The 18,618-nt window shown below is 41.3% G+C and carries 15 protein-coding genes; 5 read left to right on the top strand and 10 right to left on the bottom strand.

Features of this window, described 5'->3' with window-relative positions; genetic code table 11:
- Nucleotides 1-58 precede the first annotated feature (58 nt).
- Nucleotides 59-1,093, top strand: a complete 1,035-nt coding sequence (locus tag SLP02_RS04480; protein WP_319419452.1) for a glycosyltransferase family 2 protein — start codon at nt 59-61, stop codon at nt 1,091-1,093.
- An 18-nt stretch (nt 1,094-1,111) separates the two neighbouring features.
- Here the strand turns inward: SLP02_RS04480 and aroA are convergent, their stop codons facing one another.
- Nucleotides 1,112-2,461 (bottom strand): 3-phosphoshikimate 1-carboxyvinyltransferase, encoded by a 1,350-nt coding sequence (aroA, locus tag SLP02_RS04485; RefSeq protein WP_319419453.1) that lies wholly within the window; start codon nt 2,459-2,461, stop codon nt 1,112-1,114.
- A gap of 157 nt (nt 2,462-2,618) precedes the next feature.
- Nucleotides 2,619-4,277, bottom strand: coding sequence for a bifunctional 3,4-dihydroxy-2-butanone-4-phosphate synthase/GTP cyclohydrolase II (ribBA, locus tag SLP02_RS04490; protein WP_319419454.1), 1,659 nt, complete (start codon nt 4,275-4,277; stop codon nt 2,619-2,621).
- Nucleotides 4,278-4,617: 340 nt separating this feature from the next.
- Between ribBA and SLP02_RS04495 the strand changes: the two genes are divergently transcribed.
- The gene (locus tag SLP02_RS04495) at nt 4,618-7,188 is read left to right on the top strand and encodes a DUF3536 domain-containing protein (protein WP_319419455.1); all 2,571 of its coding nucleotides are present in this window, start codon (nt 4,618-4,620) and stop codon (nt 7,186-7,188) included.
- A 114-nt stretch (nt 7,189-7,302) separates the two neighbouring features.
- On the opposite strand, the gene SLP02_RS04500 is transcribed toward SLP02_RS04495, so the two are convergent.
- Complete coding sequence (locus SLP02_RS04500) at nt 7,303-8,928, bottom strand: mechanosensitive ion channel family protein (protein WP_319419456.1); 1,626 nt, start codon at nt 8,926-8,928, stop codon at nt 7,303-7,305.
- A gap of 213 nt (nt 8,929-9,141) precedes the next feature.
- Here SLP02_RS04500 and SLP02_RS04505 point away from each other — a divergent pair, with 213 nt between their 5' ends.
- Nucleotides 9,142-10,023: a phosphatidate cytidylyltransferase gene (locus SLP02_RS04505; RefSeq protein ID WP_319419457.1), complete on the top strand. Its 882-nt coding sequence runs from the start codon at nt 9,142-9,144 to the stop codon at nt 10,021-10,023.
- A gap of 336 nt (nt 10,024-10,359) precedes the next feature.
- Here the strand turns inward: SLP02_RS04505 and SLP02_RS04510 are convergent, their stop codons facing one another.
- On the bottom strand, nt 10,360-11,325 hold the full coding sequence (locus SLP02_RS04510) for a PRC-barrel domain-containing protein (protein WP_319419458.1): 966 nt from the start codon (nt 11,323-11,325) through the stop codon (nt 10,360-10,362).
- A 479-nt stretch (nt 11,326-11,804) separates the two neighbouring features.
- Here SLP02_RS04510 and SLP02_RS04515 point away from each other — a divergent pair, with 479 nt between their 5' ends.
- Nucleotides 11,805-11,951 carry a hypothetical protein gene (locus tag SLP02_RS04515; protein ID WP_319419459.1) on the top strand — a complete coding sequence of 49 codons (147 nt, stop codon included), beginning with the start codon at nt 11,805-11,807 and terminating at the stop codon, nt 11,949-11,951.
- A gap of 201 nt (nt 11,952-12,152) precedes the next feature.
- On the opposite strand, the gene argS is transcribed toward SLP02_RS04515, so the two are convergent.
- From argS to SLP02_RS04535, 4 genes are all read right to left on the bottom strand, one after another.
- Nucleotides 12,153-13,910, bottom strand: a complete 1,758-nt coding sequence (argS, locus tag SLP02_RS04520) for an arginine--tRNA ligase (protein ID WP_319419460.1) — start codon at nt 13,908-13,910, stop codon at nt 12,153-12,155.
- Nucleotides 13,911-14,149: 239 nt separating this feature from the next.
- Nucleotides 14,150-14,941: an anti-sigma factor gene (locus SLP02_RS04525; RefSeq protein ID WP_319419461.1), complete on the bottom strand. Its 792-nt coding sequence runs from the start codon at nt 14,939-14,941 to the stop codon at nt 14,150-14,152.
- Between the two features lie 4 nt (nt 14,942-14,945).
- Nucleotides 14,946-15,545 (bottom strand): sigma-70 family RNA polymerase sigma factor, encoded by a 600-nt coding sequence (locus SLP02_RS04530; RefSeq protein ID WP_319419462.1) that lies wholly within the window; start codon nt 15,543-15,545, stop codon nt 14,946-14,948.
- Nucleotides 15,546-16,553: 1,008 nt separating this feature from the next.
- Nucleotides 16,554-16,904, bottom strand: a complete 351-nt coding sequence (locus tag SLP02_RS04535; RefSeq protein ID WP_319423739.1) for a hypothetical protein — start codon at nt 16,902-16,904, stop codon at nt 16,554-16,556.
- Here SLP02_RS04535 and tnpA point away from each other — a divergent pair.
- On the top strand, nt 16,864-17,208 hold the full coding sequence (gene tnpA, locus SLP02_RS04540) for an IS200/IS605 family transposase (RefSeq protein ID WP_319419463.1): 345 nt from the start codon (nt 16,864-16,866) through the stop codon (nt 17,206-17,208). The two genes, SLP02_RS04535 and tnpA, sit on opposite strands and share 41 nt — an antisense overlap.
- 311 nt (nt 17,209-17,519) lie before the next feature.
- Here tnpA and SLP02_RS04545 read toward each other — a convergent pair whose 3' ends face one another.
- Nucleotides 17,520-17,912, bottom strand: a complete 393-nt coding sequence (locus tag SLP02_RS04545; RefSeq protein ID WP_319419464.1) for a hypothetical protein — start codon at nt 17,910-17,912, stop codon at nt 17,520-17,522.
- 69 nt (nt 17,913-17,981) lie between these two features.
- Nucleotides 17,982-18,293: a hypothetical protein gene (locus SLP02_RS04550; RefSeq protein ID WP_319419465.1), complete on the bottom strand. Its 312-nt coding sequence runs from the start codon at nt 18,291-18,293 to the stop codon at nt 17,982-17,984.
- Between the last annotated feature and the right edge of the window lie 325 nt (nt 18,294-18,618).

Raw genomic sequence — 18,618 nt, forward strand, 5'->3', positions numbered from 1 at the left:
TAGAAACTAGCTCAAATTATTTAAAAAATTAAATTACTTAAAATCAAATTAAAATACTATGAACAAATCTCCTTTAATTTCGATTATTACTCCTGTATACAACGGCGGCTATCCTTTTATTTACTGCTTATTAGCCATGTCTAGAACGCAATTTACTGACTATGAGCTAATAGTAGTAGATGATGGCTCTACAGATGAATCAGCAGCGATCGCTCATAAATTCGGCGCAAAAGTGTTACAAACAAGTGGCAGAGAAGGTCCTGGTGCAGCCAGAAACCAGGGAGCAGAGGTAGCAAAAGGAAAGTATTTATGCTTTATTGATGCCGACTGTGAAGTCTGTGAAAATGCGATCGCCGATTTGGCTCAAAAACTCCAGTCACAACCACAGATAGATGCGTTATTTGGCTCTTATGATGATGCACCCGCAGCAACTAATTTTATAGCTCAATATAAAAATTTGATGCACCATTACGTCCATCAGCAAGGTAGCGAAGATGCTTCGACGTTTTGGTCTGGTTTTGGTGTAATTAAGCGCGAACTCTTTTTACAATTGGGTGGCTTTGATATTGAACGTTATTCTCGTCCTTGCATCGAAGATATCGATCTAGGTTATCGACTAAAACAAACTGATGCAAAAATTCATTTGGCTAAGGAATTACAGGTAAAGCATCACAAAGCCTGGAAGCTATTTGGCTTGATTAAAACAGATATATTCGATCGGGGTATTCCCTGGACAATATTGCTTCTTAGCAACAAATCAAATCGGATTAATGATTTAAACCTGCAAACCAATAGTCGTATTAGCGCAATTGCCACCTATAGTTTGCTTCTTTGTTTATTGGCTAGTATTTTCTATGCTGCTGCAATTATTCCCAGTCTGATATTAATTATGTTGCTTTTGATTCTGAACTGGGATACATACCTGTTTTTTTATCAAAAACGTGGTTTTTGGTTTGCTTTGAGAGTAATTCCCCTGCATTGGCTATATTACTTTTATGCAGGATTATCTTTCGTCATCGGCACTTTAGCATATTGGAAAACTAACTTATTGAGCAAAGACACAATTTCTGTCGAATTTCCAGCTTCATCTTAATAGGATATTACTTAACGTTTATTGCAAAACTTGGGTCAATGTCTCGACAAAGTTAGGATAAGAAATTGAAGCTGCTTCGGCACGGTGAATGGTGGTTTTGCCTGTAGCATTTAAAGCTGCGATCGCTAAACTCATGGCAATACGATGATCCGTAAAGCTATCAACTTCTGTTCCTTTAAGTTGCCTCCCGCCAGTAATTTCTAAACCATCACTTAATTCACTGATATTTGCCCCCATTTTGCCTAATTCTGTTGCCATTACCGCTAGGCGATCGCTTTCTTTAACTCTCAATTCTGCTGCATCTTTAATCACCGTTGTTCCTTCGGCAAAGGCAGCAGCCACGGCTAAAACTGGTATTTCATCAATCAGACGGGGAATGATATCTCCCGATATTTCACAGGCTTTTAGCTGACTGTATTTAACTCGCAAGTCTGCCACGGGTTCACCTGCCACAGTTCGCTCATTCTCACGCCCGATATCTGCTTCCATCATTGCCAAGGCTTCTAATACTCCCGTGCGGGTAGGATTTACTCCTACATTGGTAATCAGCAAATCTGAACCAGGAACAATTGCCCCAGCTACTAACCAAAAAGCAGCCGAACTTATATCTCCAGGTACAATAACCTGTTGTCCTTTTAGTTCTGGTTGTCCTGTCAGGGTGACGCTATGGGTATCTGTATCAATATTTAGGGTTGCGCCAAAAGCTTGCAGCATTCTTTCACTATGATCGCGGGATAAAGCAGGTTCGGTTACGGTAGTTTTGCCCTCTACCATTAATCCTGCTAATAACACACAAGACTTAACCTGTGCTGAGGCAATGGGAGAATGATAGTGAGTTGGTTTTAGCTGTTGTCCTTTTACCGCTAAGGGCGCAAGAGAATTGCTTTTTCTGCCCCAAATACTTGCTCCCATCTGCTCTAAAGGTTTAATCACCCGCGACATGGGACGCGATCGCAATGAGTTATCCCCTGTCACAGTAAACAAGCGATCGGGGTGAGAAGCTAGTAGCCCTAACATCAAGCGCATAGTAGTCCCTGAGTTGCCAGCATCTAAGATATCTGAAGGCTCTTGAAGATTGCCTAAACCTACTCCTCTCACTACTACTCGTTGAGAATTCAATTCTGATATCTCTGCCCCCATTGCCCGAAAACAGGCTGCTGTGCTGCGGGGATCTTCTCCTAAGAGTAAACCTTCAATTACTGTTTCCCCTTGGGCGATCGCTCCTAGCATCAAGGCACGATGCGAAATAGACTTATCCCCAGGAATGGTAATACTACCTTTGACTGTAATCCTTATACTGTGAGGATCGATCGATAACGTTTGCGAATTTGGCGCGCTGTTTTGAATGCTTACAAGAGGAGAAGACATAAAGTAATAATATCAGGCTTGGTTGAATAGTTAAATACTTTAGAGATTAGGGAATACTGACCTATCAAGACAAAGGCGCCGAAGTGCCTCATGTACGCGCATCGGGTATCGAGCTATTTTCTCTTCTGACCAACGGTCAATTAAGAAGTGAGCATTTTCATTCAAAGCTATAAATAGTTTGGCTTTCGATTTTATCAAGGCTTGAAGGTTTTTGCTCCAGACTGTAATTTTGACGATCTAATTTGACCTGTAAACCAGTCATCGGGTCATCTCCAGAAGCAATCAAAAATTCTAAACGACTAACATTTTGCCATTGCGCTAAAGTATCTAAAATTTTGATTACCCCCCATAGATAGGGATGGTTATCTTGATACCAATCTGAACTAGCTAAATTAGGTTGGTCTAAACCAAGATGAAAAATTAGAGAAGATCTGCTAAACAAAGCGATCGCAATCGGTCGAGCCTCTTGCTGGACTAAAAAGTTATCTTCTTGAGCAAGATAGCGAATTTTATCAAGCTTTTCATATTGAACTTCAGGGGTAATATCCTCTTTCCAGGTAATTCCCACGGTAATTAAATAAGTCTGCAAGAGCAGGTGACCCAGTTTTTTAGCTTTAGTAGCCAAGTATCCAGAGTTGTAGTCAGTGGCTTCAATCAGTAAAGGCAGACGATCGACCATCTCTAAACCATAACCTTTTAAACCAGCTATTTTCCTAGGATTATTAGTGATCAGGCGAATCTGTTTAATACCCAAATCATTAAGAATTTGCGCTCCCATACCATAGTCTCTTAAGTCAGCAGGAAAACCTAGCCTCTCGTTAGCTTCTACCGTGTCTAGACCCATATCTTGTAAAGTATAAGCTTTGAGCTTATTTACCAGTCCAATGCCTCTACCTTCCTGGCGTAAATAAACCACAACTCCTAATCCGTGTGCCTCGATCATCTTTAAAGCAGCCTGTAGCTGCATCCGACAGTCACAACGCATCGATCCCAGAGAATCTCCCGTTAAGCATTCAGAGTGCATCCGCACTACGGCAGGTTTAGTTCCTAGTTCAGCTAAATCTCCTTTGACAATTGCCAAATGTTCTGTATTGTCTAAAGTGTTACGGTAAGCATAAATTTGAAAGTCGCCAAACTGACTGGGAAACTTGCAGACTGTCTCTCGATAAACAAAGCGATCGTGCTTCAGACGATAGCTAATCAAGTCGGCAATGCTAATCAGTTTTAGCTTATGTTCACGGGCATATTCGACCAATTCTGGTAACCTTGCCATCGAACCATTTCGATTTTGAATTTCACAGATAACTCCTGCTGGATATAAACCTGCTAATCTTGCCAAGTCTACTGCTGCCTCTGTATGCCCTGCCCTTTTTAAAACTCCCCCATTTCTAGCTCGTAAAGGGAAAATATGCCCAGGACGAACCAAGTCATCGGGAATACTGGCGGGATTGATTGCCACTTGAATAGTACGGGCGCGATCGTCGGCAGAAATACCTGTGGTTACTCCCAATTTGGGAGAAGCGTCAATACTAACCGTAAAGGCAGTTTGATTGCGATCGGTGTTTTTGCTAACCATTAGAGGTAAATCTAAGGTATCCAAGCGATCGCCCGTCATTGCCACGCAAATTAACCCCCTGGCTTCTACTGCCATGAAGTTAATCATGCTAGGAGTAGCAAACTGGGCAGCACAAATGAGATCCCCCTCATTTTCGCGGTTTTCATCGTCGACTACAACTACTGAGCGACCTGCTTTAATTTCAGCTAAAGCTGAATCGATAGAATCAAAATTGACGGAACTAGTTTGAGGCGTTTGCACTACAAAAACTCAAATTAAATTAAAGTACCTGAAAATAAATTCTGAGTACTTAAACAATTGTAACTTTTTTCTCTCATAGTTTTCGCTTACCCCCTAGGCTAAAATAATTCAATGGTTTCACGCTTTAAGCAATATTTGTTAAAAGTTTGTTGAATTATCTGACAAACTAGTCAATCAATAATAAACTGAGTTTTAATATAAGGTAAGCAAGTTCGCTGCACTCAAGCTAAAACAATATTTATCAAATTACTGAGTTTTCCCTCTCTCTTCAAACCCTCAACTGGGTCTATTTAGTTTTTCAACATCTAGCTAATCTTTTATTTATAGAGAATATTCGACTATGGTATCCAGTCTACCCAGCAAAACTATTGCCCCTGTTCAGGCAACAACAAAAACTAAGCACGATCCCCTCAAAACTGCTCAAGGAGTATACGTTACTGTTCACGGACATTTTTATCAGCCACCGAGGGAAAACCCCTACCTCAATACAATTGAGAGGCAGCCTAGCGCGCACCCATATCATGATTGGAATGAACGCATCCATCATGAATGCTATCGTCCTAATGCTTTTGCCCGCATCCTTAATCATCAACGAGAAGTAGTGGGGATCGTTAACAACTTTGAATATCTCAGCTTTAATATCGGTGCGACTTTGATGTCGTGGTTAGAAAAATACGATCCCGAAGTCTATCAACGCATACTAGAGGCGGATCGCCAAAGTTGCCAAAGACTAAACGGACACGGTAATGCGATCGCCCAAGTTTATAATCATATTATTCTTCCTTTGGCAAATCAGCGGGATAAAATTACGCAAATTCGCTGGGGGAAAGAAGATTTTTGCGATCGCTTTGGGCGCGATCCCGAAGGGATGTGGCTAGCGGAAACTGCCGTTGATTACCAAACTTTAGAAGTCTTAATCCAAGAGGAAATCAAGTTTATTATTCTTGCTCCTTCTCAAGCACAAAGATGTCGCTTGATGTCTACCAAAGAAGAAACCAAATGGCAAGAAGTAGGAAGTTCGCAGATAGATCCTACTTGTCCCTATCGTTGCTTTGTAGATGAAAATCGCTATATTGATATTTTCTTTTACGATGGTCCAATTTCCCGCGACATGGGCTTTAACGATGTTCTCGAAACAACAGATAATTTTATTACTAGACTAGGACAAGCCATAAAAACAGATGAGGATCAGCGTCCTTCTCAACTAATCAACGTTGCTACCGATGGTGAAACCTTTGGACATCACAAAGGTGGAACAGAAAAATGTCTTGCCTATGCCTTTAAACAAAAATTTGCCAACTATGGCTGGACGGTTACTAACTATGCTCACTATCTTAGTATCTGTCCTCCTACCTGGGAAGTTGTACTCAAGCCTGTAACAGCCTGGAGTTGCGCCCATGGAGTCGATCGCTGGCAAGATGATTGTGGCTGTGCTAGTGGTGGCGGTTGGCATCAAAAATGGCGTAAACCGCTGCGAGATTCTTTAGACTGGCTACGGGATCGATTAGTAACCATATATCAAGAGACAGGAAGCAAGTTTTTCCGCGATCCTTGGCTTGCTAGAAATGAATATATTGAAGTATTGCGCGATCGCTCTTCGGCAAATATCGAGCAGTTTTTACAAGGTCATCAGCAAAAAGAATTATCACCCACAGAGAAAATTGACGCTCTGCGCCTACTAGAAATGCAGCGTCATACACTGTTGATGTATACAAGCTGTGGCTGGTTTTTTGAAGAGATTTCTCGTCCTGAAGGTACCCAAATTCTGCGCTATGCAGCACGGGCTTTAGAGTTGGCCGGAGAAGTATCAGGGATCGATCTCAAGCAAGAATTTGTGCGTCATTTGGCTAAAGCTCCTAGTAATGTTATATCCTTTGGGAATGGCGAGAAAGTATATCAGGAGCTAGTTATCCCTTCTCAAGTTAGTTTGCAGCAGGTAGCTGCTCACTATGCTATTAGCTCTCTATTTACTAACTATCGGCAACAAAAACAAAAACGCATTTACTGTTATGAAGTAGAGCAATTAGATTATCAAAAGCAAGAGCTAGGGACGCTGACTCTTTCTGTAGGACAGGTGCGTTTAACTTCCGAGATTACCTGGGAAAGCCAGCATTTTGTCTTTGCGGTGCTGCATCTTGGAGGATGGGATTTTCATTGCTGCATTAATAGTTTTGATGGTCGTTTGGCTTATGCAGAATTAAAACAACAGCTATTTACTAATATTCAACAGGCGAGTGCTGCTCAAGTGATTTTAACCATGAATCGTTTAATGGGGAATCAATCATTTAATCTCAAGCATTTATTTGCTGAAGAAAGACAACGTATCATTAGACTTCTGACCACTAAAACTAAAAAGCACTTAGATCAGCTATACACTCAGGTATACCGTGAAAACTATAGTATGCTAGCAGCTTTCCACAGGGAAGAATTACCTGTTCCCCAAGAATTAAAGGTGGCTGCGGATGTTGCCCTATCCTATCGTTGTCTAGAAACAGTTAAGAATTTAGAAAAAGTGATTGAAGATCCTCTTGCCGTAGATAGTTGTTTGGCAGAATTAACGGCAACAGCAACGGAAGCTTACTATCTTCAATGCCAGCTAAATATTGACGAAGCTAAGAAAATTCTCGAACAAACGATCTTACGCTTGCTATGGAAACTACTTTACAATGGCGATCCCGCAACCTTAGAAGCAGATATATGCAGATTAGAAAAAGCGATCGCCGTAGGTGAGCAATTGAACCTTGGTTTAGTTTTAGACCGCGCCCAAGAAGTTTACTTTAACTGTTTGCATCAACGTATATTACCCGACTGTTTGCTTAACAACCATAGCTGTCGTTGGGAAAGTGGACAATTAAAGCCTTTGCTAAAACTAGGACAAAAACTAGCAATTAACGTTAGTGGTTGGGTGTAGTTTCAACCTTCTCATCTCTGTACGGGCGAACGGCCCTTCGGGTTCGGCAGTCGCTTCAAGTCGGGAAACCCGCCCAATGCGCTGCCTCACCGTTCGCCCCTAACTGACTCCTACCTATTTTTCATCTTGAAGTGAATTAAAACGACTTAGCCAAATCTGTTGTTGAGGTATGGGTAAGGGCATATCTGCTGCTTCAAAAGCATTTTTGAGCCGACGGCGAAATTCGCGAGAGATATCCCACTGTTTGAGGGGTTCGGTTTTAAACCAGATACGAATAACAAAGCCTCGCTCGGCGAAATCTTCTACACCTAATACCTCTGGCGGTTCGAGAATGTTATCGCGACATTCACAGTCTTGATACATTTGCGTTGCTACCTGTTCAATTAAGGCGATCGCTCGATCCACATCGGCTTGATATGCCACATGAATCTTTAAGTCAGATCTCGACCAGCCATTAGAATGATTGGCGACAATGTTAACAGAACTATTAGGAATAGTAATCAAACGTCCTTCTCCATCCCGAAGCTGAGTAATCCGTAAATTCAAATTTTCAACTAATCCTCCTACTTCGCCAATAGTTACCACATCACCGACGGCATATTGATCTTCCAAAATAATTAGCAAACCATTGATAGTATCTTTAATCAGGTTTTGCGAAGCAAAAGAAAAAGCTAAACCCAAAACTCCCGCACCAGCTAGCAAAGGAGCGATGTTCAGACCAATAATGGTCAGGGAGATAAATAAAGCAATACCCGCCCAAAAGCAAGTGACTATGCCTCTAAACAGACGAGAAAAAGTATTAACCCTAACCTGGAGTCGGTGATTTGTATCGGGGCTTAATACATAGTTATCAGTAAAAGCTTTACCCGTGATAACTGTATTAATTCTAGCGATCGCAGCGAAGCTGAGACGAATTAAAACATAACAAATCCAGACAACAACTATCAACCGCAGCGGAATCCTGAGAATGGTAACGATCCACAGTTGAGTCAAGCGAGTGTCAGGAAATAAGCCCAAAATAAGCAACATTCCGCCAACCCAGATAGTTATCTGAGTCAGTTGTAATAGGCGGTGCTGTACTTCTTTGAGGTTAAATGTTTTTCTTTGCTCTAATTGAGATGATAAAGACTCGGCATCTAGGCTCAAGGTAACTTTGTCTTTGGTTAGGCGTTTGCTCCAGCGCAATAGAACAAAGTTGATCAGCACCATCAGCAGCAAGACAACTGCTGATAATTTGGCTTGCTTGAGTAAAAATATAGGCTGTCTTTCTAACTTGGCTTTTTCCAATCCTGTTTCGATGCGATCGGCTATTTGCTGTGCCTGAGATTCTAGATTGACATCGCCAACAGCTACATCACTACTATCAAGTGTCAAAACAGGGATCTTTTTGTCGCCTACTGCCACATCAAGACTTTGCTTATTTTGATCTCCTTGAGCAGAAACGTTTAATCGGGCATGATTAGACTTGAGATATACACTTTTGATATCGGCTAACTTTTCTTCTGTATATTTAATTCGTTGACCTAAATCTGCTTTTTGGTCTGATAATTTAAATACACAACGACCATCCAAATATACGCAAGCTGAAATAGCAGTATCAGTTGAATCACTATCTAGCTTGAGGGTTTCTAAATTCAGTTTGGGCAACAGTGGCAACTGCGCCCAAACTGGACTAGCAAAAAGATTAATAAAAATAACCGTGCTGATTAATACCCATAAGAGAAAATTCTTTTTAGTCATGCTACCCATAAACTAATCTGCCAGCAACTGGCGATCGCCGTCAATAATATAAATAACTTGTCTTATCTACTTGTGATTTGACTTACGTTTGATTTTTAATCATTTATAACTCAACAAATATTAGAACTTAATCCAGTAATTTGTTAATCTTTCATAAAGTCGTCTTAAACTTAATTTTTCACCTTAACTCAGCGTTTATAGCAGCAACGCCTTATGCCCTTGTCTCGTATAATAAGCTCAGTAGTAGCGATCGCCCTGGCTTTGGGAATGATTATTCTCGGAGGATGGTATTTTACCCTTGGTATAGGTATTTTAATTGTCTTGGCACAATTAGAATACTTTCGATTAGTTCGTGCCAAAGGAGTAGAACCTGCTGCAAAAACCACTTTAATTGTGTCTCAACTTCTGCTGATCAGCTCTACCATTGCGCCGAGCGTAACTGACGCGATGTTTTGCTTGGGAGGAACAATTATTTGTTTCTATCTGCTGTTTCAACCTAAAATGGCAACTATTGCCGATATTTCAAGCTCTATTTTAGGCTTATTTTACACAGGTTATCTGCCTACTTTCTGGGTACGGTTGCGAGTTAGCTTACCTAATACAAACAACGGCAGCAACCTACCTTTAGACGGCTATTGGCCCGACTCTTGGCTCAATCCTAGCCAGTTTCCTACCGCTTTAACCCTGACGTTTTTAGTGATGGCTTGTATTTGGGCAGCAGACATTGGCGCATATACTATGGGTAAAAGTTTTGGTCGTACCAGACTTTCAGATATTAGCCCGAAAAAAACCGTCGAAGGTGCTGTATTCGGGGTAATTGGTAGCTTAATAGTGGCAGAATTGGGAGCTTGGTATTTTGATTTTCCTGCATGGCAACTTAGTGGAGTTATGCTAGGCACGCTGATTGGTATTACTAGCTTATTGGGAGATTTAACCGAGTCAATGATGAAGCGAGATGCTGGGGTAAAAGATTCAGGACAGTTAATTCCTGGGCATGGAGGTATTTTAGATAGAACCGACAGTTACGTTTTTACTGCTCCTTTGGTATATTATTTTTTTACTTTATTATTACCTTTACTCTCAGCTAATATCTAAACATTACCAACATCGTTAACGTTACGCAAAATAAACTGCTGCGCCGTAGTCCCTGCGGGGGGTACCCCTTGGCTAGTTATTAGTTCCTGTGGGGATTATCCCCCTTGGCTATTTATTGGTGCAGGGCATTCGCTTGGCGCGTTTTGGGTGGGAAGATTCCTACCCAAAAGCCGCCAACCAGATCGTCCCCCAAGGGGAAACTTCGCTGCCTTGCAGCGTGCATCAAATATAGTCTTGAATTCTACCTGATTGAGACTACTAAAAACTAAAAACTTTTTGATAAAAAAAGACGAGCATTAAAAAGCTCGCCTTGTAAATAACCTGATGTAATTTTATTTAGCCTGGTTCTTCCTCATATTCAGGAGCTTTTTCTTTTTTGGGAATATTTATTGCTGGAGGATTATAGGGTTCAGGTTTGATATCATCATCCCAAACATCTTCATTTGTTACTTCTTCATATTCGTATTCCTTAACTGGTGGCGCATCATACACTGGTGCATCATAAATTTCAGGTTCTGCATCTTCCCAATTATTTTCTTCATATTCTTCTTCATAGGGAATTGCTTGTGCCTGCTGTCTAATTGGCTGTTGAGCAACACGATTTTCTTGCCATTCGTCTTCATCCCATCTTTCTTCCATTACGGGTTCTCTAGAATCTACAGGTGTAGAAATCGGTGTACGAATTGGAGTTCCTGTACCTAGCTGGTTTTCCGCATTGATAGTTTGAGGATAATAGTCTTCGCGATCTTTTTCCCAAGGAGGACGACCAATACCCAAACGCTCCAAAAGACCGACTGAAATTTGTTCAATCCGTTCTTCTGAGCCTTCAAAAACAATTAAGCGATTAGGACCACTGCTAACCACCTCTTCGATAGATAGTTCGTAGGTACTAATAAACTGTTCGGGGATCTGCGGTAGTCCCAGTGAAGCAATCACAATCGAGTTTACTGCTCCATTTTCTGCATCAAACTGAAAATCTCTAACCTTACCTAGAGGTTCGCCAGCTTCAGTAATCACTTCGCAACTAATTAGCTTACTGTAAGCCTCAATATCTATATCTTCTATTGCACTTTCATCGTCGACCAAAATCACGTCTCCAGTCTGACGAATACTGTCAAGGTACATATACTTTGGTATTCCAGAAACCGAAAGTAAATTATCTCGCAGTCCTAAAGCCACTATTTCTCTGCGATCTATATCGACCAAAACCTCTTTTACCACTCCTAATCGTTTACCGCTATTACGGGCGATAACCTGAGTGTTGATAAATTCAGAGCGCAGATGTATGTTTTCGGTTGTCATTTTATTGTTTGGTTAATGTAAGCTATTGCTTGCACTTGCTATCTATATAGTAATTTTTTTAAATCGAGACAGTGTAAGTATTTATTTTAAGATAACGTCACAAAAGTCACTAGACTAAAATATTCTATAGGTATCTAAAGACTATTTTAGCTAATCGTGATGCGTTTGCCTCATTGGAGCATGAATAATACCTTTTGGCAAGACGGTTTAGACGTGATTGGCGGTAGAACAGATAGGAATACATTTAAAATTAAGAATTAAACTTTAGATTCAAATTGCCGTGTGTATTACCCTCAAACTGAGCTAAAACGGGTATGTATAAAAAAACCCAAGCAGTTTTTATCTATTTGAGGTGTTAATCTCCAGATATAAAATGGATATTTTAAGATTGTGCCGTAGCTATTGGCGACCTAACAACCCAACAAAATCAAGCTATCTACAAGTTATTAACAGGATTAAATTTTCGCCAAACCAGTGCAGTGCTAAATTTAGATAATAAGGCGATCGCCTTATTATCTCCCTCGATCCTAGATCGGGATATTATTGTCCGAGATCCCAATCCTCCATTTGACAAATTACCTAGACTGCCTCAGCAAGAAAGCGACAAAGCATCAAAGCATCATTAAATCCTAGTTGGTCAGATGATAATAACAATAGTGGGTTTGATACTAATGTTCATAGCCAAGGTACGCCTTCAGTTACTCAGTGTAATTCGACAATATCTTCAATAAAATAATTTCTTTACCAAAAATTGCGATCGCGGAGCTAGCCGTAGGCATCGCTTTATTAATAATTCGCAGAATTTAAATAATAAATCTCAATTAAAATTACATTCTTTCCAAGACATTGATACCCAACAATGACAATCCTAATTTAATCGTACGTGCTGTTAAATTAGCCAAGATTAGGCGAGATGTGCGCTGGGGTTCATCTGCTTGAAGAACAGGACATTGATCGTAAAATTGATTAAACTTTTGACTTAGTTCAAACAAATACAAGCAAATACGGTTGGGTAATAAATCTTTTTCTACATCTTTAAGAACTTCTTCAAACTGTAAAATATGTTTGGCTAAAGTTAATTCGCTGGCTTCTGCTAATGTAATCTTGGCATCAGATAATTTTTTTAAATCAACATTGCCTTTGCGACTAATTCCCTGTACTCTTACGTAAGCGTAAAGTAAATATGGTGCAGTATTTCCCTTAAGATCTAGCATTTTATCGTAGCTAAATCTATAGTCAGAGGTGCGATTTTGGCTCAAATCTGCATATTTAACTGCACTGATGCCGATGACTTCAGCAGACTCGTTGATAAATTCTGGGGTTTCGGTTCGTTTTTCGGCGATAAACCTTGCTTTTAAATCAGCGCGCACTCTTTCAATTGCTTCGTTTAGTAAATCTTTGAGCTTAATAGCTTCCCCTGAACGAGTTTTCAGCTTCTTACCATCTTCGCCTAAAATCAGACCAAATTCTGCATGAACAAAGTTATGCCCATCTGTAATCCATCCTGCACGTTTGCCTACCTGAAAAATTTGGGCGAAATGATTATTTTGTTCTGAACCAACGGGATAAATGACTCGTTGTGCCTTGTCTTCTCTAACTCGATGACGAATAGCTGCTAAATCTGTAGTAGCATAATTGTAGCCACCATCTGACTTTTTAACAATCAAAGGCAAAGGATTCCCCTCGCGATTGGTAAAACCTTCTAAGAAAACGCACATCGCACCTTCGCTTGCTTCTAAAAGACCGAGTCGATCTAGTTCTTGCAAAGTTTGGGAGAGAAAAGGATTATAGAAAGATTCTCCTCGTTCGATAATAGAAGACAGTCCCATTAAATCGTAGATCTGACGATAAGAACGACTAGACAATTCACAAACAATTTTCCAGGCTTTAATTGTTTTTTCATCTCCTGCCTGTAATTCCACAACTGCTTGGCGAGAAGCATCCCGAAAGGTTTCGTCTTCGTCAAATCTTTTCTTTGCCTGACGATAAAAAGTAGACAACTCTCCCAAATTCATTTCTTGCTCAGATGCTAATGCTTCAGGATAAGCTTCTCTTAGATAAGCAATCAACATTCCAAAAGGTGTACCCCAATCGCCTATATGACTTATACGTAGAACATCATGACCAATAAATTCTAAAATCCTACTCAGACATTCACCAATAATCGCCGATCGCAAATGTCCCACGTGCATTTCTTTGGCAACATTAGGACTGGGGTAATCAACTATGACTCGTTGAGGATTTTGAGTCGGTTCAATACCTAATCTTTTGTCGGCCTGGATTTTACGTAGCAATTCCCCAATGTAATTAGATTTTAGCGTAAAGTTGATAAAACCTGATCCTGCGATTATGGGAGTTTCGCACATATCTGCTAGCTGAAGCCGATCGATGAGCGATTGGGCGATCGCTCTAGGATTTTGCTTGAGAGGTTTAGCTAAGGATAGAGCAACGTTAGACTGATAGTCACCAAACTTAGGATTATTTGTCGGCGCAATCAAAGGATCTGTATCTGCCAATTCTGCACCAAAGGCAGCAACCAGAGCTTGGCTAACAGAATCTTGAAGCTGTTTTAGTATAGAAGTCATGATAATAGCTGGAAACCTTAAATTTGATGTGTATAAATGTCTGTATGTAGCTCTAAGCCTTAAGCTCCTGGCTCTAAGCTTTCTTTTGTAAATTATTAAATCAACTAACAGAAAAAATACTTAAAGTAGATGAGCCGTTATTATCCAGAATAATTAATTTATCATCAATCTAGCTAGTAGAATGTCGATCTTCCATAATTATCAGTAACTGTGTTTACTACTCCCTACTTTCTATCTCCCTAATTATTTTGTGTAGACATCAAGATTGAACCCTGATGGGCTTGAGGAGCAGATACATCTTCAACAGTTATAGCAACTATCTTAATTGTTTTGGGTTCAAGATAGGGTTGTGGAACAGCAATTTCCTGAGCAAAATAGCCTGAATCGTTGACTTGAAATACCGCAGTTAAAATAGCTCCTTTCTCATCTGTGGTATAGGGAACATCTTTACCTACCACTGTCCATAGAGCATAAGCTTTTTCTGGAGGTAAAGGCGGTAAATTATTAACGTTGAGGGTAGCATTTAGCCGATCTGGGGAGACAACTAACTTAGCTGTTGATTTTTTAGCTGCATCTTCGCTCTTTAATAAATAGGTAAGTTGATCGCTCTGTGTATCTGTCTGCGTATCTGTTGTTTGTGCGGTTTGAATAGATTCCCATAAACGATAGTTAGCAATACCTAATGTCGTAATTGCAGCTATGGCGATCACACCTAAAATTTTGTTCCAGGGTAATTTAGACTTTGAAGTTACAGTACTTTCTGAGTTGCTAGCGGTCGAAAGTGCTGCTTGTGTATTTGCTGTCTGAGAACTAGCTGCTATTAAAATACGATCGCGAAGGGTCGCCGTCGGCGTTACTTCTGGAGGAGCGTAAGCCAAATCTAAAGCTTCTTGCATAGCTGTAACCTGCTCTATTAAATCAGGATTTTCGGTTAGCATTTCTTTAAATAGTAAAGCTTCGGCAGGACTTAAGTTGCCTAATACATAGCCCGAAACTAATAATTGTTCGCATTCTGGAGGTAGTGTTGACATGATGTTATGACTGCCTCCTAGGATTTGTCAGAGCCAGACGTAATTTAAGTAAGCCACGACGGGTTCTCGACTTCACCGTTCCTAATGCAGTACTTAGTCTCGTAGCAATTTCTGACTGGCTTAATCCTTGATAGTACGCCATTCTTAATACTTCTCTTTCTTCGGTTGATAGCTGTTCTAAAGCCTTTAAGACTTCTTGCGATCGCTCTAGTTGAGCAACCTCTTCCATGGGACTTCCAGACAACAATTGCTCATTTTGATTTGCTGCTTGATGGCGAAGTTTTTGTTGTCTTCTAGTGCGGGTTCTGAGGCGATCTAAGGCACGCGATCGCGTTAAGATTCTTAAGTATGTGCGTAAACTCCCTCGCTGAGGATCGTAAGCAGAATTCTTAGTCAGACTTAGAAAAACATCTTGAGTCAAGTCTTCTGCTTCGGCTGTATTAGCTAGTAAATGCAACGCTATCCCATAAACCAAGGTGGCATGGCGATCGTACAAAGTAGCTAGAGCATCGGTTTCTCCATTTTGCAGCCGCAAAAACAAGTCTGCATCAGTCTGATTGGGATTCTCATCCTCAAAATAATGACTGGAGGGTTCAGGAGACATATGTAACGATTAAGAAATATGGCATTGTTACATAATATCTTTTCTTGGCGTTGCACAGTTAAAATATGATAAATGCTATTAACTATGCAGTGTCCTAAATGCGAATCAAAGAAAACAGTCAAAAATGGTCGGCGCAAAAGTAAGCACCCTCGACACTTCCTTCAAGTCGGTGAAAGCCAAGGCGCGTTTTGGGGTGAATATTCACACACGGCGCGTTTGGCGAGACAGCCTTGCAGGAACGGCGGCTTATGAAACTTCATACTCAACAGGCGAGTGGAATAGCGCTTGGGTCTGTTGCGCGGCTTCCCCGCGTTGAAGAACTGAACAAAGACAGCTTGGGTTTCCCAAGCATTTCCTCGCCTCAAAACGCGCCTTGGCTTTCCCTCCGCAGACGAACGAAGGACTTGTACGCACGTACTTGTACGCACGTACTGTCGAGGGCGGCTCAGAGTATTCTGTCCCAACAGGCGAGTGGAACAAGCGGTCAGACCCCCTTCGGGTTCGTGCCTTTGCTCAAGTCGGGGAACCCTTTCAGCATTTGCTCATGGGGGAAACCCCCAAGACCGCAATGCTTCACCGCGTCGCCGTCACAAAGGCTTTAGCCGCATGTAGTCAGACCCCGCCTCGGCGTAAGACGCAAGGGAATGCTGACTTAGCAAGGGAACGCTGACCAAGACAGCCCCCGTTTAGGGGGCGTTTCCTCGCCTCAAAAACTGCCGTTTGCAACGCAAGTGTCTCACCAACGCAACTGCTTCACCGCAACGGTTTGGTCTCGCCAAACGCGCCGTACAAAGAGGAGACACGGACTCGGATGCAAGCTCCGAGTAGTAAGTGCCGTCGACTGTCGAGGGCGAGTTTAAGACTCCGACCTCGACAGTCGTCACGGGGCGATCGCCCCATCGTCTGCGAAGCAGACTTGTGAAGCTTCGCTTCAGGTATTAAGTAGAGTTCAAGACTCTATTTAATTGGTACTAGCAAGCGTGGTACCCAGCGCACCAGACTAATTACTTATTTATTATCCTTTATTTTGACTGTACGGGGCTTGAATTCGATACCAATATCGTAACTTCTTTTGAATTTGGAAAACTTAGATTGCCCTGAAAAGAAACGACGAAAAGCATTATCTTGATGTCTAATTGATTGCTGTAAAACATCTGAGCTTACATCAGCATACCAAGCTTTAGTTTGTCGCCAAGACGTTGCCAAAGAAGAATGTATTTCAACTGCTGAACGACGAGGGTTAAAAGGTTTGTTTTTTTTGCCTCGCCTTTTACTGGGGTTATCTTCTTTATACAGAAAGAAGGTGATCGATGCAGTTATGTTGAAGCGATTAGAAGAAATATTTGCTGATACCTGCAAGAAGTGGGGCTGTGAATTAAAAGAATTTAACGGGGAAAATAATCATTGTCATCTATTGATAGCAATCAATCCCAAAGCTCAGATAAGTGCTTTTGCTAATAATCTCAAAACAGTCTCATCTCGGCGTATCAGGAAAGAATTTTCCACTAGATGCGGTCAGTTCTATCACCAGCCTGTATTTTGGAAGATAGGCTACTTTGTTTCCTCTATTGGCGGTGCTAATCTAGAGACAGTAAAAAAGTATATCCAACAACAAGATTCCCCTACTCAAAGAGTCGATCGTTCGCGATTCCCCTACACCTAAGCCCTACATCCTTATCGGCGGCTTTTTTAAGGCGGCTTTTCTGTGACCAAGGACTTGTCCGCAGGTAGCTTCCCACCCAACCTCGACAGTTCTTACGAAAGTTGCTCGCCCTCGACAGTACATGCGGCTTAAGCCTTTATAAGCCCCGAACCGAACCCGCGCAACGGACTCAGATGCGGACGAAGCGTCCTTTCTCACCGCTTTCCGATTTAAAGTTTTCTAAAATAGCTCGATAATTTGAGCGATTCTTTCGATGGAGATCGCCTGTCTTTCTTTGATATTCCGAAGTGCTTCAGTTTGCTCTGGAGTCATTACTTTCTTAATACTCCTTCTACAATTGCAGATTCAATTCCACTTCTAGACTGATGTTTATACATCAGAGCGATAAATTGGTCTGGGGTAAATTCAACGCAAAAACTGACAGATTCAACTGGCTTAATATCTTGAGGGGAGACTACATAAGAGCCATACCCCAGAATTGAAACATTGAAGTTGCATCCAGTTTCAGTTAGCGCGGTAATAGTTCCAAAACTATGATTGGCTAACTTCAATTTTTCTGATACGCCATCAAAGTTAGATAGCTGCAATTTAATTAGCTGCCCTACCTTGAATTGCTCGATCAATTTCTTATTAGACGTAGTAACTTGATGCACAGCTTCTTTAACTAATGCTGCAGAAGGATTATTGCCCTTGGCTAATTCCACAGCCTTTTTCCATGCTTCAGGTTGTTTTTCTGAAGATACTTTAGCTAATTCTCTGGTAACTCTTCCTGATTAAGGTATAGGCAAAACTGATGTATAGTCAGTTGATTGATAGGCGATTGGCAAAAAGTGTCCCCTATGGGGGACACTTCTTGGAACAGTTTCTTTAACGGAGACAAAGGCGTGAGCCGCATGTGCTCCGCAACGAACTGTTCCGCTTTTTTTTGCTTCAATTATGTTGTTAACTACTTCTGCCGAATCAATTAATCGATAAGCTTGCGACTTGCCCATATTCCAACGCTCCTTTAAATACTGATTGAAATTTGAGTATCCCACATCTTTATAAAGTTGGCGATCGCGTATCTTCGCCAAAGCTTCCCCCACTCGGTAAAAAATTTCTAGTCCCTGCTTAACAATGTGTTCGAGTTTATCTAGGTCTTGTTTATCAAAAAGCTTTAAGCTCTAGGCTCTAAGCCTTTTAGTTGACTACCTGCGTAGTAGCTTTAAACTGCACAAAGCAAAGCTTTGAGTCGCGCCTAGCGACGCAAGGCGGCTGTACCAAGCCCTGCGCTTCGTGGGTTTAAGACCCCCTTCAAGCAACCGCTTGGTGGTCTTCAATCAGGCGGGGTTTAATACCTTGTCTGATACAGCCCCAAGAGCGAAGCGCGCTTCGCTCTTGGGGCGTAAGCCCCGTGCTTATAGCTTAAGG

Origin of the sequence: Pleurocapsa sp. FMAR1, from assembly GCF_963665995.1 — a bacterium.
GTDB lineage: Bacteria > Cyanobacteriota > Cyanobacteriia > Cyanobacteriales > Xenococcaceae > Waterburya.

Coding starts and splice junctions, on each gene's coding strand:
- SLP02_RS04480 (WP_319419452.1), top strand. CDS start 59: ATGAACAAATCTCCTTTAATTTCGATTATTACTCCTGTATACAACGGC.
- aroA (WP_319419453.1), bottom strand. CDS start 2,461: ATGTCTTCTCCTCTTGTAAGCATTCAAAACAGCGCGCCAAATTCGCAA.
- SLP02_RS04495 (WP_319419455.1), top strand. CDS start 4,618: ATGGTATCCAGTCTACCCAGCAAAACTATTGCCCCTGTTCAGGCAACA.
- SLP02_RS04500 (WP_319419456.1), bottom strand. CDS start 8,928: ATGACTAAAAAGAATTTTCTCTTATGGGTATTAATCAGCACGGTTATT.
- SLP02_RS04505 (WP_319419457.1), top strand. CDS start 9,142: ATGCCCTTGTCTCGTATAATAAGCTCAGTAGTAGCGATCGCCCTGGCT.
- SLP02_RS04510 (WP_319419458.1), bottom strand. CDS start 11,325: ATGACAACCGAAAACATACATCTGCGCTCTGAATTTATCAACACTCAG.
- argS (WP_319419460.1), bottom strand. CDS start 13,910: ATGACTTCTATACTAAAACAGCTTCAAGATTCTGTTAGCCAAGCTCTG.
- SLP02_RS04525 (WP_319419461.1), bottom strand. CDS start 14,941: ATGTCAACACTACCTCCAGAATGCGAACAATTATTAGTTTCGGGCTAT.
- SLP02_RS04530 (WP_319419462.1), bottom strand. CDS start 15,545: ATGTCTCCTGAACCCTCCAGTCATTATTTTGAGGATGAGAATCCCAAT.
- tnpA (WP_319419463.1), top strand. CDS start 16,864: ATGTTGAAGCGATTAGAAGAAATATTTGCTGATACCTGCAAGAAGTGG.